Annotated in this window: 12 protein-coding genes and 4 pseudogenes; 15 read left to right on the forward strand and 1 reads right to left on the reverse strand. The window is 47.5% G+C overall.

The genetic code is table 11. The features are described from left to right. Positions 1–65: 65 nt before the first annotated feature. The 7 genes from G9F75_RS16045 (at position 66) to G9F75_RS16075 (ending at position 5979) form a co-directional block, all read left to right on the forward strand. Positions 66–329: a YuzI family membrane protein gene (locus G9F75_RS16045; RefSeq protein WP_022553696.1), complete on the forward strand. Its 264-nt coding sequence runs from the start codon at positions 66–68 to the stop codon at positions 327–329. A 46-nt stretch (positions 330–375) separates the two neighbouring features. Beyond that, positions 376–1053: a zinc metallopeptidase gene (locus tag G9F75_RS16050; RefSeq protein WP_003152125.1), complete on the forward strand. Its 678-nt coding sequence runs from the start codon at positions 376–378 to the stop codon at positions 1051–1053. Between the two features lie 42 nt (positions 1054–1095). Beyond that, complete coding sequence (locus tag G9F75_RS16055) at positions 1096–2385, forward strand: hemolysin family protein (protein ID WP_007408640.1); 1290 nt, start codon at positions 1096–1098, stop codon at positions 2383–2385. Between the two features lie 90 nt (positions 2386–2475). Then, positions 2476–4134, forward strand: coding sequence for a glycoside hydrolase family 13 protein (locus G9F75_RS16060; protein ID WP_167409230.1), 1659 nt, complete (start codon positions 2476–2478; stop codon positions 4132–4134). A 121-nt stretch (positions 4135–4255) separates the two neighbouring features. Continuing rightward, entirely contained in the window at positions 4256–4678 is a 423-nt protein-coding gene (locus tag G9F75_RS16065; protein WP_014418738.1) for a secondary thiamine-phosphate synthase enzyme YjbQ, read from the forward strand. Then, the gene (locus G9F75_RS16070; protein ID WP_014418737.1) at positions 4671–5702 is read left to right on the forward strand and encodes a nitronate monooxygenase; all 1032 of its coding nucleotides are present in this window, start codon (positions 4671–4673) and stop codon (positions 5700–5702) included. The genes G9F75_RS16065 and G9F75_RS16070 overlap by 8 nt, the downstream gene beginning before the upstream one ends. Before the next feature lie 25 nt (positions 5703–5727). After that, the gene (locus G9F75_RS16075) at positions 5728–5979 is read left to right on the forward strand and encodes a hypothetical protein (protein WP_014418736.1); all 252 of its coding nucleotides are present in this window, start codon (positions 5728–5730) and stop codon (positions 5977–5979) included. A 17-nt stretch (positions 5980–5996) separates the two neighbouring features. Here the strand turns inward: G9F75_RS16075 and G9F75_RS16080 are convergent, their stop codons facing one another. Continuing rightward, positions 5997–6734, reverse strand: coding sequence for a protein-glutamine gamma-glutamyltransferase (locus tag G9F75_RS16080; RefSeq protein WP_014418735.1), 738 nt, complete (start codon positions 6732–6734; stop codon positions 5997–5999). A gap of 141 nt (positions 6735–6875) precedes the next feature. Here G9F75_RS16080 and G9F75_RS20300 point away from each other — a divergent pair. The 8 genes and pseudogenes from G9F75_RS20300 to G9F75_RS20345 form a co-directional block, all read left to right on the forward strand. Further along, a pseudogene (locus G9F75_RS20300) lies at positions 6876–7916 on the forward strand (cache domain-containing protein); the annotation flags it as partial. A 117-nt stretch (positions 7917–8033) separates the two neighbouring features. After that, positions 8034–8861 (forward strand): methyl-accepting chemotaxis protein, encoded by an 828-nt coding sequence (locus tag G9F75_RS20305; protein ID WP_370530897.1) that lies wholly within the window; start codon positions 8034–8036, stop codon positions 8859–8861. A 277-nt stretch (positions 8862–9138) separates the two neighbouring features. Then, positions 9139–10086 (forward strand): annotated as a pseudogene (locus G9F75_RS20320) (HAMP domain-containing protein); the annotation flags it as partial. Next, positions 10081–11034, forward strand: coding sequence for a methyl-accepting chemotaxis protein (locus G9F75_RS20325; protein WP_427846721.1), 954 nt, complete (start codon positions 10081–10083; stop codon positions 11032–11034). The pseudogene G9F75_RS20320 and the gene G9F75_RS20325, both read left to right, overlap by 6 nt. Before the next feature lie 271 nt (positions 11035–11305). Beyond that, positions 11306–12202: pseudogene (locus tag G9F75_RS20330) on the forward strand (HAMP domain-containing protein); the annotation flags it as partial. Then, entirely contained in the window at positions 12197–13147 is a 951-nt protein-coding gene (locus G9F75_RS20335; protein WP_423750537.1) for a methyl-accepting chemotaxis protein, read from the forward strand. The pseudogene G9F75_RS20330 and the gene G9F75_RS20335, both read left to right, overlap by 6 nt. Positions 13148–13262: 115 nt before the next feature. After that, positions 13263–14303 (forward strand): annotated as a pseudogene (locus G9F75_RS20340) (HAMP domain-containing protein); the annotation flags it as partial. Beyond that, positions 14298–15269 (forward strand): methyl-accepting chemotaxis protein, encoded by a 972-nt coding sequence (locus G9F75_RS20345; protein ID WP_425340276.1) that lies wholly within the window; start codon positions 14298–14300, stop codon positions 15267–15269. The pseudogene G9F75_RS20340 and the gene G9F75_RS20345, both read left to right, overlap by 6 nt. The last annotated feature ends 34 nt before the right edge of the window (positions 15270–15303 follow it).

Below are 15303 nucleotides of genomic sequence, written 5' to 3' on the forward strand. Positions count from 1 at the left end.
CGAAAACATATTCACCCTTATTTTTTCATATGATAAAGAAAGCGGACCGAAAAAGGGTGAGTCGAATGACAGTCATTCAAAAACTGCTGGCGGCGCTGGCCGGAGCGCAGCTGCTCGCTTCGGCGGCCGTATTGCTTATTTTCGATTTGAATGGACACAATCATATGTCCGGCGGATTTTCATGGCTTGTTTTTGCAAAAGAGACCGCAGGCACGTTTCCGTTTTACATCGGATTGGCCGGGTGTATCCTCATCATGCTCGGAGGATTGATTCCTGTCAGAAAAAAGAAGCGGATTTCTGTACAGGAAAGCGGACAATCATTAAAATAATATATAAGCAGATCGTACGATATAAGAGAAAAAGGAAGAGGATAATATGCTGTTTATCTTTTTAACAATTGCTGCATTGGGATTGTCGTTTTGGGCACAATTTAAAGTGAAAAGCAATTTTCAGAAATACTCAGACGTAGAAGCTTCCAGTCAGCGGACGGGGGCGGAAACGGCAAGACGGATTCTTGATATTAACGGTTTATATGATGTGCCGGTAGAACCGGTAAGAGGCACTTTAACAGACCATTACGACCCGACGGAGCGGGTGGTGCGTTTATCTGAGCCGGTATATTACGGCCGCTCCATTTCCGCCATTTCCGTCGCTTCCCATGAAGTCGGACATGCTTTGCAGCATCAGGAATCATACGGCGCGCTTGTGCTGAGGCACAAAATTTTTCCGGTCGTCAATTTTGCCTCCGGGGTTGCCCCTCTGCTTTTCTTGGGCGGGATGCTCCTGGGCAGCTTGAACTTAATCGGACTCGGCATTATTTTGTTTTCGGCCGCTGTTTTTTTCCAGCTTGTCACACTGCCTGTCGAGTTTAATGCCAGCGCGAGGGCGAAGCGGATTATCGTGTCGGAAGGATTCATTCGCAACAGTGAAGAACACGGCGTGAATAAAGTGCTGAACGCCGCCGCGCTGACGTATGTGGCTGCGGCGCTCGTTTCATTATTCGAGCTGCTTCGTTTTGTGATGATTTTCTTAAATGGTCGTGATGAGAATTAACACGAAGGAGGTGGCCCCTTACCGTTTGCGGTAGGGGTTTTTTTGCTTATATTAAAACTGATTCTCATTATGCTGTTAATCGGATTAACGGCCATCTTTGTCGCTGCGGAATTTGCGATTGTCAAAATCCGCGGTTCAAAAATTGCGGAGCTGGTTGAAACCGGAGACAGCCGGGCGCTCGCGGCGCACAGGGTGATTTCAAATCTCGATGAATATTTATCAGCGTGCCAGCTCGGCATTACGATTACGGCGCTCGGACTCGGCTGGCTCGGTGAACCGACGATTCAGCGGCTTCTTCATCCTGTTTTCAGCCTGATCGGAATGCCGTCATCTATTACGCACGTCGTCACGTTTATTGCGGCGTTTATCGCCGTTACGTATCTGCACGTCGTCATCGGAGAGCTTGCGCCGAAAACGATATCCATTCAAAAAGCCGAAGCCGTCAGTCTGTGGACGGCAAAACCGCTCATTCTGTTTTATAAAGTGATGTATCCGTTTATTAAGCTGTTAAACGGCTCAGCCGGATTTTTGGTCAAGCTGTTCGGTTTTCATTCGGTGAAAGAACATGAGGTCGTGGTCAGTGAAGAGGAATTGCGGCTGATTTTGTCCGAAAGCTATAAAAAAGGTCAAATCAATCAATCTGAATTCCGTTACGTCAATAAGATATTTGAATTCGATAACCGGGTCGCCAGAGAAATCATGGTGCCGCGCACCGAAATCGCCGCCATCTCGCTTGAACAGTCAGTTGATGAAGCCATACATTTGATCATCAACGAACGGTATACGCGATATCCGGTTATTAAGGAAGACAAAGATCACATTCTCGGCATTATTAACAATAAGGATTTATTTAAAGCGTATTTTCTCGGCCGCTCCATTGAATTAAAAGAAATTATGCGTCCGGTCATCAGAGTCATTGAAAGCATCCCCGTTCAGGAGCTTTTGATCCGTATGCAGAAGGAGCGGATTCATATGGCGATTCTCGTTGACGAATACGGCGGCACGGCGGGGCTTGTGACCGTCGAAGACATATTGGAGGAAATCGTCGGGGAAATCCGTGATGAATATGACCAGGATGAAATGCCCCACATCGTCAAAAAAGGCGAACACCACTATGTGATGGACGGCAAGGCGCTCATAGAAGAGGTGAATGATCTTCTTGATATCGCCATCGAAAATGAAGACATTGACACGATTGCCGGCTGGCTCTTAACACAAAAAATGGAGCTGAAAAATGGTGATGTGTTTCATGCCGAAGGGTGTGAATTTAAGGTGCTGGAAGCGGAAGACCATCATATCCGCTTCGTTGAAATTAAAAAAACTGATTTCTGAGCCTCCTGCTTTTGCAATGAGGCTTTTTTTTATGGAAAAAATGCTTCTTCGTCCCGCTCCTTCATATGATGTAAAGAAAGGAGTGTCGGTATGAAAACGGATTGGTGGAAAACGGCGGCCGTCTATCAAATTTATCCCCGAAGCTTTATGGATTCGAACGGGGACGGAATCGGCGACATGAACGGCATCAGAGCAAAGCTTCATTACATAAAAGAGTTGGGGGCGGATGTGATCTGGCTTTGTCCCGTTTTTGACTCGCCGGGCGCGGACAACGGCTACGATATTCGGAATTATAAACAAATTGCAGGCGAATTCGGGACGATGGAGGGTTTTGACCGGCTCCTTGCGGATGTCCATTCGCTCGGCATGAAGCTGATTATAGACCTCGTCATCAACCATACAAGCGATGAGCACCCTTGGTTTATCGAATCACGCTCAGCGAAAGATTCCGAAAAACGGGACTGGTACATCTGGAGAGACGGAAAAAACGGCAAAGAGCCGAACAATTGGGAAAGCATTTTCGGCGGATCGGCGTGGGAATATGATCAAGAGACGGGCCAGTATTACCTGCACCTGTTTGACAAAAAACAGCCTGATTTAAATTGGGAAAACGAAGCGATGAGGCAGTCCGTTTATGAGATGGTCCGCTGGTGGCTTGATAAAGGCATAGACGGCTTCCGGGTGGATGCCATTTCTCACATTAAGAAAAAAGAAGGGCTCCCTGACATGCCGAATCCGGACGGTCTCCCATACGTCCCGTCTTTCCCGTATCATATGAATGGGGAAGGCATAATGGATCTCTTGAAAGAGCTGAAACGGGAAACATTTTCGCGCTATCCGATCATGACGGTCGGCGAGGCGAACGGAGTGGCGGCTTGGGAGGCGGCTGATTGGGCCGGTGAAGAAAACGGCGTCTTTCAAATGATTTTTCAATTTGAACATCTCGGCCTCTGGGATACGGAAGATGATCAAAGCATTTCCATTTCGGCGCTTAAGCGCGTCTTGTCCGGCTGGCAGAACAGTCTTGAAGGAAAGGGCTGGAACGCGTTGTTTATGGAGAACCACGATCAGCCCCGTTCCGTCTCGGTATGGGGTGACGAACGGTTTTTGACAGAAAGCGCCAAGGCACTCGCCGCGATGTATATGCTGATGAAAGGCACGCCGTTTATTTACCAGGGGCAGGAGCTCGGAATGACCAATGTTTCGTTTCCATCCATTGAAGATTATGATGACGCCGCAATGAAATATTTGTATGAAAAAGAGACGTCCCGCGGCGTTCCGCATGAAAAAGTGATGAAGATCATCTGGAAGAAGGGCCGGGATAATTCACGGACACCGATGCAATGGAGCGGTGAGGCGAACGGCGGGTTTTCTGATGCTTCTCCGTGGCTCGGAGTGAATCCGAACCACACATGGCTGAACGCTGCATCACAAATGCAGGATGAAACATCCGTATACCATTTCTACAAACGGCTGCTCGCCCTCAGAAAAGAACACGGCGTATTGATCAGCGGCACATATGAATTGCTGCTTCCGAATGACCGGCAGATTTATGCCTATCTAAGAAAAAACGGAACAAAAACCGCCCTGATCATCACAAATCTGTCCCGAACCCCCGCTTTATACAGGCATCCCGGTTATCCGCTTGACTCCGATTCTCTCGTGCTTGCAAACGCGGAAACAGAAGCGCACCGCCATGTGACGTCCTTTCTTTTAAAGCCTTATGAGGCCCGCGTATATATATGGTGAAAAACTTCAGTCCCGAGGCTGAAGTTTTTTGTGATCTGCGTTTATCATCGCGATCCGACAGGAAAAGACAAATACAGAAACGAATATGGGAAAGGAAGAGAAAAAGAAAGGAGGCATTCATATGCTGAAAAAATTGCAGATTCAAACAAACAGACGGGATGAAATGATCGACATCACACATGAAGCTGTAGCGTTTCTCCGCAAAACAGGCGTAAAAAACGGTTTGGCGCTCATATACTGTCCCCATACAACCGCCGGCATTACCATAAATGAAAATGCCGATCCGGATGTGAAGAGGGATATGCTCAGAAGGTTTGATGAAATGTATCCGTGGGAACACGAACTGGACCGGCATATGGAGGGAAATACGGCGGCACATATGAAAGCGAGTACAACCGGCGCCTCCCAGCATGTCATCATAGAAGACGGGCGCCTGATACTCGGAACATGGCAGGGCGTTTATTTTTGCGAATTTGACGGTCCGCGAAACAGAACCTGTTATATCAAAATACAGGCTGAAACGGAGGAAAACACAAATGAGTGAGTGGATGAGTGCATTATCATTAACAAAGCCCGTCATTCAGGCGCCGATGGCCGGCGGGCTGGTCACGCCGCGTCTGGCTTCGGCGGTATCAAATGAAGGGGCGCTCGGAAGCCTCGCTTCAGGATACGTCAGCCCGCAAGCGCTTGAAAAACAGCTTATCGAGATGAAAGACCTGACGGACCGCTCCTTTCAAGTAAATCTTTTCGTCCCGGAAGAAAGGCAGATGCCTGAGGCGGAACTGGTTGAAAAATGGAAAGCCCGCATCCCGAGGGCAAAAGACGCCAAGCCGTTCTCTGATCTGAAAGAAGAATGGAATGATTTCGAGGAAAAAGCGGAGCTTCTGATCCGTTACGGAGTCAAAGCGTGTTCATTCACCTTCGGCCTGCCGCCGGAAGAAACGGCGGAAAAGCTGAAGAAAAGCGGTTGTTTCCTTTTCGGCACGGCGACAACGCCGGAGGAAGCGAAGGCTTTTGAAGAACGGGGGATGGACGCCGTTATCCTTCAGGGAATAGAAGCCGGCGGACATCGCGGGTCGTTTCTGCCGGTTAAAGGAGAACCGGCTCTCGGCCTTATGGCGCTGATTCCGCAGGCTAAAGACGCGCTGAATATCCCGGTCATTGCGGCAGGCGGCATTTTTGACCGCCGCGGCGTGCAGGCGGCCCGATGTTTGGGTGCAGACGGCGTTCAAGTAGGAACACCGTTTCTCCTTTGTGAAGAAAGCAGCGCCTCACCGGCATATCAAAAAGCGATTGCCGAATCAAAAGGAGCCGACACGCGGCTGACCACCCTGTTTTCGGGAAAACAGGCGCGGGGAATCGTGAATCAGTTCATGAAAACATATGAGGCTGACGAGGGAAATACGCTGCCTTATCCGCTGCATAATACGCTGACAAAGCCGATGCGCGGGCACGCGGCTCAATCAGGAGACGCGGAGTATATGTCTTTATGGGCCGGCCAGTCCGCCGCGAAACTTGAAGGGCCGACAGACGTGAAAACCGTTTTGGACGGATTGTGCGAATCATAATCCAGAAATCGTGAGGTGATGGATGATGAAGATTCTTCAAATGTCCTACAAAAAAAGAGGGACTATTGAGTTTGTCTTTGAAGATTTTCCGCATTCCAAAGTCACCATGGCGCCGATTAAAGGGTATTACTTTGTCCGCGCCATTAAATGGAGCCGACGGGACAGAGCCGTCACCCGACATGATTTAGAGAAGTTTGAATGGGCTGCAAACCAAGCGCTCGGCACGACGGCTTTTTACCGGAAAAGAAAAGCATTCCGCATCCCATCGTCAAAATGACAGACGATGGGATTGTTTTAATGCATGATCTGATAAAGCGCGGGTGCATCAAGCCTTGTTGCCTGGTTAAGCAGATAAGCCGGCTGCACGGCATTTTTTTTTCTTAAAGAATTCAATCTCTGGATGATTTGTTCAGCCGTCAGAATCCCGAGACCGTGGGCGAAATATTGATCATTCCCCATCACAATGACATTCTCTCCCCGCCACTGAGCCTTTGCAGGATTAAAATCAGGATTTTTAAAATATAAACAATCTCCCCGTAAAAAGTGGCTGCCGGTTTCCGTGTAGATCGGCAGATGCTCGTAGTGCCAGTCATACAAAGTGATATCCCGGAAACGCCGGTTAAACCGTTCTTCACCCATTGTCTTTAAGACGGCCAGATAATAAATCACAACAATGGCGGTAGCGCATTCAAATGCGTAAAACGCCCCGTTTTCAATAATGTCCCGAATCGCTTTTGAAGCGGGGATTCTGTACTTCAGCTCCAAGGCTCCTTCCGGCGTCACTCTCCAATAAGCCGTATTTCCGTATGTTTTGGCGAAAGTTGCAAATTTCACACCTGATCCGTGCAGTTCTCTTGCGGCTTCCACAATATGGCGGCGCAGCCGCACCTCGAACATCAGTTCCGCAATCGACCCGTAATCGAATTGTACGGGAGAATTGAGCAGTTCATTTATATACGGAACAAGGTTTTCTTCCGTCTGCCAGTTCGCGATGTCCTGAGGCCGAAGCACTTGGCCGGATATGATAATCATCTGCGCGCCCCCTATCTTTTTTTATAAGATATGCAGGAAGCTTGGGCAATGAAAATCAAGTCATAAAAAAGGAGGAAATGTTAACAAAATGTGAAGACTGAGCCGATATATAAGGTATCACACTCGAGGGAGCAGCTTAATATGAAAAAATTCATCAATTGGTGCACAAAGGCATCGATTTCACGTAAATTAATCATTTCATTTATCGTGATCTTAATCATACCGATTCTCGTGTTAGAATTCAGTTCATACCATACGGCAAGCAATTCGCTGGATGATCAGATTTCAGGCAACGCGAAAAATAACATCGAATCTTTTAACACAACGATTACAAATGATATCGGCGCAAAAGCAAAGGCGATTGAATTTTTCAGTGAAACGTTAAAAGGGTCATCCTTCTCAAAGAAAAACATGTCTGCTCTTGAAGAAAAGTTCGGGCAATACACGTCTATTCATAAAGACGTAGCCCGTATTTACGGAGGAACGGAAGACGGCAGCTACGCACAGGCGCCGAAGGAGAATACTCCGGCCGATTACGATCCGAGAACACGCACTTGGTATAAAGACGCTGTGAAGGCCGGCGGCACGCTCGTTGTCACCGACCCTTACACTGCGGCAAGCGACGGCAGCATGGTCGTCACCGTGGCAAAGCAGATGCAGGACGGAACAGGTGTAGTGGCCATGGATATTACGATTGACCAGCTGCTGAAGCAGATGCAGGGAATCAAAATCGGGCAAAAAGGCTTCGTGTTTATCACGTCCAAAAATAAAACCTATGTCGCGCATAAAGACCACAAACCGGGCGATAAAGTTTCAACCCCGTGGCTGAATGAGGTATACAGCAAAGACAGCGGCATTATTTCATACAAGCTCGATGATCAAAATAAAAAAATGGCGTTTACGACAAATAAACTGACCGGATGGAAAATAGAGGGGAGCATGGAGCTCAACGAAATTAAAGACGCCTCACAACCGGTGCTGACGATGGGGATGATCGTCCTTGCAGCATCCATTATCATCGGGGGAATTTTAATTCTGTTGATTGTCAGATCCATTACGTCACCGCTGAAACGGCTTGTCCGCTCTTCTAAACAAATCAGCGGCGGAGACTTGACCGAAACCATTGATATCCGCTCGAAAGATGAATTGGGCGAACTCGGCGCGAGCTTTAATGAAATGGGAGAATCTCTGCGCGGACTGATCAGCGCGATCCAAAACTCTGTCGACAACGTGGCCGCGTCATCGGAAGAGCTGACCGCTTCAGCTTCGCAGACAAGCAAAGCGACGGAACATATTACAATGGCGATTGAGCAGTTTTCAAATGGAAACGAAGAGCAAAGCGAAAAAGTCGATTCAAGCTCAGCCAAGCTGAATCATATAAATGACGGACTCGCCGCCGTTTCCCGCACATCATCATCCATTACGGAAGCATCTAAACAATCGAAGGAAGCTGCCGGCACCGGGGAAGAATATGTGCAGCAAACAGTCGGGCAGATGAATCTCATCAATCAATCGGTCCAGCAGGCGGAAGCGGTTGTAAAAGGCCTTGAGGCCAAATCAAAAGACATCACTCATATTTTAAGAGTCATCAACGGTATTGCCGATCAGACAAACCTGCTTGCGTTAAATGCAGCCATTGAAGCGGCAAGAGCCGGTGAATACGGGCGGGGCTTCTCAGTGGTAGCCGAAGAAGTGCGCAAGCTGGCCGTCCAATCCGCCGGTTCTGCCAAAGAGATTGAAAAACTCATTCAGGAAATCACGGCTGAGATTAATACATCGCTTCACATGTTCACATCGGTTAATGAAGAAGTTCAATCAGGACTTGCCGTAACGGACCGTACGAAAGAAAGCTTCCAGAATATCTTCGGCATGACAAACGATATCGCCGAGAAGCTTCAATCGATGAACGGCACGGTTGAACAGCTGTCGGACAGCTCCCAGCACGTTTCAGCCGCGGTGACGGATATTGCGGACGTATCTAGGGAAAGCGCAGCAAGCATTCAGGATATTGCCGCATCCGCAGAAGAACAGCTTGCATCAATGGAAGAAATCAGCACATCAGCCGATACTTTGGCGCAAATGGCCGAAGAACTGCGGGAATTAACGAAACAATTTAAAATCAACTAGTAAAAAAGGACGCTTTCCGGATGGAAGGCGTCCTTTTTTATAGTGACAGCCGGATAATTAAATAAAAAGTCTTGCATACAAAGGGAGTACATAGAACTATTTTTCATTTATGACTTCATTTTCAATGTAATAAAAAGGGAGTCGGCCGATATAAACAGTAAATGATTGAAAGAGGTTTACAAAATTGAAAAAAACAGCAAAAAAAATCGCCAGAAAATCAATAGCCAAAAAACTTATCATTTCATTTTTACTGATCTTAATTATTCCGGTAGCAGTATTGGCTGCCGGCGCCTACCGTTCGGCGGCTTCATCCGTTGAAAAGCAAATGATGGAAAGCGCCGAAGGAAATGTGCAAATCTTAAACAATATGATTGATGACCGGATCGGAATGTTTACAAAAAGCTCAGCATATTTCAGCGAATGGGCGACAAGCGCTAAATTTAAAGAAAAAAACCAAACGGAAATGCAAGAAAGGTTCAAGCAGTTTATTGAAAGCAATGATAAAGCGTCCGCCGTATTTTCAAGCAGCAAGGAAGGAACGTTTACCCGTTATCCGCATGCCGATATGCCGGCCGATTTCAATCCGCTTGAAAGAAGCTGGTATCAGGAAGCCATGGAGAATAAAGGCCAAACCATCATCACAGACCCTTATGAGTCCATCTCAAACAAAAAGATGGTCGTCACTATGGCCCGCGCGGCGCAAGACGGATCAGGCGTCGTCGCCATTGATATAAAAATCGACGATCTCATCACGATGACAAAAGAAGTGAACATCGGAAAAGAAGGATACGCCTTTATCCTCAGCAAAAATAAAAAAGCCGTTGCCTACAGTGATGAAAAAGCCGGCTCGGCGGTATCGGGAAAATGGGTTGATACATTATACAGCGGGCAAAAAGGCGACTATGAATATACGCTGAACGGGAAAGCGAAAAAAATGGCGTACGTGACCAATGAAGCGACGGGCTGGAAGATCAGCGGAACCATGTCCGTGGATGAAATCAAAGATGCGGCAAGACCGGTTCTGACTCTGGCCGTTATCATATTGGCGATAGCCATTGCCGCAGGGATGATTTTCATTTATTTTGTCATCCGCTCAATTACCAAACCGTTAAAACATCTCGTAGCTTCAGCGGAAAAAATCAGCAGCGGAGATCTGACGGAAACCATTGATGTCAGCTCTCAAGATGAGCTCGGCGTGCTCGGTAAAAGTTTTAATCATATGACAGATTCACTCCGTTCGCTTATTCAAGGAATTCAGGACTCTGTTGAACATGTCGCTTCTTCCTCAGAGGAGCTGACGGCTTCGGCTGAGCAGACGAGCAAAGCAACGGAACATATCACCCTTGCGATTGAACAGTTTTCTAATGGAACGGAAGACCAAAGTGAGAGTATTGATAAAGCGACAGCCCAAGTGAATGAGATGAAAGACGGGCTCAGCGATCTGGCGGAAGCGGCAGCCGTGGTGACGGAAACTTCAATTGAATCGGCGGAGATATCCGGCGCCGGTGAGCGGCTTGTCAAGAAAACAGCCGGCCAGATGGGCGCCATTGACCAATCCGTAAGTAAAGCGGAGCAAGTCGTACAAGGGCTTGAACTCAAATCGCAGGACATCAACAGCATTTTGCGCGTCATTAACGGCATTGCCGATCAAACGAACCTCCTTGCTTTAAATGCAGCCATTGAAGCGGCAAGAGCGGGAGAATACGGACGCGGTTTTTCAGTCGTTGCCGAAGAAGTGAGAAAGCTTGCCGTCCAATCCGCCGATTCAGCGAAAGAAATCGAATCCTTAATTCATGAAATCGTCAAAGAAATTCATACTTCGCTCGGAATGCTGGAATCCGTCAATCACGAGGTGAAAAGCGGACTTCAGTTAACGGACGAAACGGAAAAAAGCTTCCGGGACATTTCCGTTAAAACAAATCAGATTGCCGGTGAACTGCAAAATATGAATGCAACCGTGGAACAGCTTTCTGCCGGGTCTCAGGAAGTATCAAACGCTTCAGAGGATATCGCGGCCGTCTCCAGACAAAGCGCGGCCGGCATTCAGGACATCGCGGCTTCAGCTGAAGAGCAGCTTGCGTCCATGGAGGAAATCAGTTCCTCCGCCGTCACGCTGGAAAAAATGGCGGAAGAATTACGCGAACTGACAAAGCGTTTTAAGATAAACTCTTAATTGAGTCTAAAAGACTAATTTAACAATAGGTAAAAAGTACGTTTCGTTATATTTCTTCTTTTTGGATGTGTATAATTACCCATAATTGCCGATATGAAGGGTAAACACGCAAGAGGAGATATAGCAGATGAAAAAAATTGTGCAAATCATCAAGCAGAGATCGCTTACAAGAAAACTGCTCATTTCTTTTTTGGCCATTCTCATTCTTCCTATTTCAACGCTGGCTTTTATCGCCTATCAATCGGCGGTAAGCACGCTTGACAGGCAGATGATGGGAAGCGCATTAGATAATGTGCAGCAGATTAACGATATGATCAACACAAGCCTCAGCCAAAAGGAAGACGGAACGGCATATTTCAGCGATTGGCTCACAAAGGATCGGTACAAGCCGAAAAACCAATCGCAAATTACCGATAAATTCACAGAGTACATGAAGATCAATAAAGACGTGGAATCCATCTATACGAGTGACACGGAAGGACATTTCACACGGTATCCGGATCTGCAGATGCCTAAAGGATATAATCCGATTGAAAGAGACTGGTATAAAAAGGCCGTGGAAAATAAGGGGAAAGTTGTTGTAACAGATCCTTACCGCACGGCTTCCACCAATACGATGGTCGTGACGGTCGTTCAGCAGACGAAAGACGGCTCAGGAGTCGTCGCCATCAATATGAAAATCGATGAGCTTCTGAAAACGACAAAGAAAGTGAACATCGGAAAATCCGGCTACGCTTTTATCCTGACGAAAGACAAAAAAGTGGTCGCCCACCCGAACCGCACATCAGGCACAGTATTAAACGGGGAGTGGGCCGAACGGCTGTTCACCAGCAAAAAAGGTGATTTTCAATACAAATACGACGGCCAGGAAAAGAAAATGGTTTATGATACGAACGGGCTGACAGGCTGGAAGATTACCGGAACGATGTATCTGGACGAAATTCATGAAGCGGCCCTGCCGATCCTTCATCTGTCCCTGCTCGTTCTCGTATTAGCGATTGTGATCGGAACCATTGTCATGGTGCTGATTATCCGTTCAATCACAAAACCGCTCAAGCAGCTTGTGACATCATCGAAACAGATCAGTGAAGGCGATTTAACAGAAACGATCGAGATCCAGTCAAAAGATGAATTAGGCGAGCTTGGCAAAAGCTTTAACAATATGGCCGCTTCGCTCAGGTCTCTCATCCATGCCATCCAGGATTCCGTGAATAACGTCGCATCTTCCTCAGAGGAGCTGACGGCTTCAGCGGAGCAGACAAGCAAGGCAACCGAACATATCACACTGGCGATCGAACAATTTTCTAACGGAAATGAAAGCCAAAGTGAAAATATTGAAAGCGCGGCGGAACATATTTACCAAATGAACAGCGGGCTTGAAGATATGGCGAAAGCATCTGCCGTCATTACCGAGTCCTCCGCCACATCAGCGGAAGTCGCCAATTCAGGCGGAAAGCTCGTTCACCAGACGGTCGGCCAAATGAACATCATTGACCGGTCAGTGAAAGAAGCTGAACAAGTGGTGCGCGGACTTGAAACAAAATCAAAAGACATTACTAACATTCTCCGTGTCATTAACGGAATCGCTGATCAGACAAACCTTCTTGCGCTGAACGCGGCAATTGAAGCCGCGCGTGCGGGTGAATACGGCCGGGGCTTCTCAGTCGTCGCCGAAGAGGTCAGAAAACTTGCGGTCCAGTCTGCCGATTCAGCGAAAGAAATCGAAAGCTTAATTATAGAAATCGTCAACGAAATCAATACATCTCTCGGCATGTTCCAATCCGTCAACAAAGAGGTGGAGAGCGGACTGGATATTACGAATCAGACCGAAACGAGCTTCAAACGGATTTCTGAAATGACGAACCAGATCGCCGGAGAAATTCAAAATATGAATGCGACGGTAGAACAGCTGACAGCAGGATCTCAGCAGATTTCAGGAGCTTCTGAGCAAATCGCGTCCATCGCAAAAGAAAGCTCCGCCAGCATTCAGGATATTGCGGCCTCCGCCGAAGAACAGCTGGCTTCAATGGAAGAAATCAGTTCGTCTTCGGAAACGTTATCCCAAATGGCGGAAGAATTACGTGATATGACGAAACGATTTAAAATAGATTAATAGGTCATAGAACACCCAAATGTGCTGTTTGGGTGTTTTTTTTAGTTTTTTTAATAAATCTTTTGTCCTATCTGACGATATTAGATTTAGCTTTTCAAAGAAGGAGACTGAAAAAATGAAACAACTGATACATTGGATCAAACAGCCATCCATCAGCAAGCCGCTGATCGCGGCATTTTTAGCCGTATTGGTGCTCCCGGTCGGCATACTCGCCTACTTCAGCTACCAAACGGCGGGGAATTCACTAGAAAGCGAACTGACCCACAGCGCCCAGGGAAATGTCAGCGAACTGAACAGCGTGCTGGAAAACATGCTCGAAGGCAAGCTCAAAGCGATTGACTACTACAGCGAATCAATCACTAAGGAAAAACTGAACACAAAAAATAAATCGGTACTGCTCGACAATATGAAGCAGTATGTCACCGTAAATGACGATGTCGCGTCAATTTACGCCGCGTCTCGCGACAAAGCGTTCGTGAAATATCCGTCCGCTGATATGCCGTCCGATTATAATCCGCTCACGCGCGAGTGGTATACAAAAGCGGTTGAAAAAAGCGGACAGCCGGTGTTTACCGAGCCTTATAAAGACGCTGCAACCGGACAGACGGTCGTTACGATTGCCCAGCAGACAAAAGACGGATCAGGCGTTGTGGCGCTTGATATTAATCTTGGCGACCTGCTGAACGCTTCCGAACGCGTCCAGATCGGTCATAAAGGATTTGCCTTCATTACAACGGGAGATAAAAAATACATCGCTCATCCGACTATAAAAGCGGGAACGGAAGGCTCCGGAGAGTGGACGAAAGAAGTGTTTTCCAAATCGAGCGGTTCGTTTGAATACATGTTTGAAGGACAGCAGAAGAAAATGGCCTTCACGACAAACAAACTGACGGGCTGGAAAATCGCCGGCACATTTTTTGTCAGTGAGATCCATGACGCAGCCTCGCCTGTCATGAAAATGGCGCTGATCATCCTGGCGGTTTCTCTTATCGTCGGCGGGGTTTTAATCTTTTTTATCATTCGCTCGATTGCAAAACCGCTCAAAAAACTTGTTTCGACATCAGCTAAAATCAGTGACGGCGATTTAACGGAAGTCATTGACATCAAGTCAAAAAATGAATTCGGGCAGCTCAGCCAAAGCTTCAATGAGATGTCGGCATCACTCCGGTCTGTCATCGGCGTCATCCAATCATCGGTCGAACATGTCGCTTCTTCATCCGAAGAGCTGACGGCATCCGCCGGACAGACAAGCAAGGCGACAGAGCATATTACACTGGCGATTGAACAATTCTCAAACGGAAACGAATCACAAAGCGAGAAATTGGAAGAAAGTGCTGATCACCTTTCCCAAATGAATGCGGGCATTGCCGAGACGGCGAATGTATCGGCGGAAATCACTGAATCCGCCATCCAAACCTCTGAAACGGCCGGAAGCGGAGAAGAATTAGTGGCGAAAACGGTCGGCCAGATGAAAACAATTGATCGTTCCGTACAGCAGGCGGAAGCGGTCGTAAAAGGGCTGGAAACGAAGTCGCACGACATTAAGAGCATTCTGAACGTCATTAACGGCATTGCCGATCAAACAAATCTGCTTGCCTTAAACGCTGCCATTGAAGCCGCCAGAGCAGGCGAATACGGGCGGGGCTTCTCCGTCGTTGCGGAAGAAGTGAGAAAGCTTGCCGTACAATCAGCCGGCTCCGCGAAGGAAATCGAAACGCTGATTCAGGAAATCGTCAAAGAAATCGCCACATCGCTTTCCGTATTCCAAGCGGTGAATCAAGATGTGAAGGAAGGCCTCGATATTACGGATCAAACGGCCGAAAGCTTCAAAAAAATCTCAGAAATGACGACTCAGATTTCAGGCGCCTTACAGCATATGAACGGAACGCTTGAGAAGCTTGCAGCCGGGTCGCAAAATGTGACAAACGCGGTGGAGGACATTACCTCAGTCGCCAAAGAAGGGTCCGCCGGCATTCAAGACATCGCCGCCTCAGCTGAAGAGCAGCTGGCCTCCATGGAAGAAATCAGTTCATCCGCCGAAACGCTTGCGCATATGGCTGAAGAACTGCAGCAGGTCACACGGAAATTTACGATTCAGTCTGAAGACGAAGAACAGCTGTAGCGAGCTGTTTCTTTTCCTCATCTGAAAAAAGCGA

Origin of the sequence: Bacillus sp. EKM208B, assembly GCF_011800725.1 — a bacterium.
Classification (GTDB): Bacteria; Bacillota; Bacilli; order Bacillales; family Bacillaceae; genus Bacillus; species Bacillus velezensis.

Bases quoted from the DNA above. Each gene is read 5' to 3' on its own strand.
- G9F75_RS16070 (WP_014418737.1), top strand. From the start codon at position 4,671: ATGAGTGAGTGGATGAGTGCATTATCATTAACAAAGCCCGTCATTCAG.
- G9F75_RS20325 (WP_427846721.1), top strand. From the start codon at position 10,081: ATGACAGATTCACTCCGTTCGCTTATTCAAGGAATTCAGGACTCTGTT.
- G9F75_RS16065 (WP_014418738.1), top strand. From the start codon at position 4,256: ATGCTGAAAAAATTGCAGATTCAAACAAACAGACGGGATGAAATGATC.
- G9F75_RS16075 (WP_014418736.1), top strand. From the start codon at position 5,728: ATGAAGATTCTTCAAATGTCCTACAAAAAAAGAGGGACTATTGAGTTT.
- G9F75_RS16060 (WP_167409230.1), top strand. From the start codon at position 2,476: ATGAAAACGGATTGGTGGAAAACGGCGGCCGTCTATCAAATTTATCCC.
- G9F75_RS16045 (WP_022553696.1), top strand. From the start codon at position 66: ATGACAGTCATTCAAAAACTGCTGGCGGCGCTGGCCGGAGCGCAGCTG.
- G9F75_RS16080 (WP_014418735.1), bottom strand. From the start codon at position 6,734: ATGATTATCATATCCGGCCAAGTGCTTCGGCCTCAGGACATCGCGAAC.
- G9F75_RS20305 (WP_370530897.1), top strand. From the start codon at position 8,034: ATGGCGATTGAGCAGTTTTCAAATGGAAACGAAGAGCAAAGCGAAAAA.
- G9F75_RS20345 (WP_425340276.1), top strand. From the start codon at position 14,298: ATGTCGGCATCACTCCGGTCTGTCATCGGCGTCATCCAATCATCGGTC.
- G9F75_RS20335 (WP_423750537.1), top strand. From the start codon at position 12,197: ATGGCCGCTTCGCTCAGGTCTCTCATCCATGCCATCCAGGATTCCGTG.
- G9F75_RS16050 (WP_003152125.1), top strand. From the start codon at position 376: ATGCTGTTTATCTTTTTAACAATTGCTGCATTGGGATTGTCGTTTTGG.